The sequence below is a fragment of the Alsobacter soli genome (assembly GCF_003004785.1).
GTDB classification, from domain to species: domain Bacteria; phylum Pseudomonadota; class Alphaproteobacteria; order Rhizobiales; family Beijerinckiaceae; genus Alsobacter; species Alsobacter soli.
On sequence record NZ_PVZS01000091.1, the window covers coordinates 1 to 329 of the forward strand.

Genomic DNA, 329 nt, shown 5'->3' on the forward strand with positions numbered 1-329 from the left:
GCCTCGCCCGAGCCCGTGGCCTTGCCGGCCCGGATATAGCCGTAGCCCGTGGCGGGCGCCGTCGGCCGGACGCCGAGCGTCATCACGTAGCCGTCCTGGGCCCCCTTGGCGGCGCCCTCGCAGGCGTCGCGGAAGGCCTCGCCGTCCGGGATGTAGTGGTCGGAGGGTAGCACCAGCACGAGCTGGCGCGCGTGGCGCTGCGCCCCGAGCACGGCCGCCACGGCGACCGCCGGCCCGGAGTCGCGCGGCTGCGGCTCCAGCACGATCTCGGCCTCCACGCCGATCTCGCGCAACTGCTCAGCCACCACGAAGCGGAACTCGTCGCTGGT

1 protein-coding gene is annotated in these 329 nt (G+C 75.1%); it reads right to left on the reverse strand.

Annotation, left to right across the window (positions count from 1 at the left end):
• Positions 1 to 329, reverse strand: a 329-nt coding sequence (locus SLNSH_RS24400) for a sugar phosphate nucleotidyltransferase (protein WP_245422478.1), incomplete at both ends; no start/stop codon positions are given.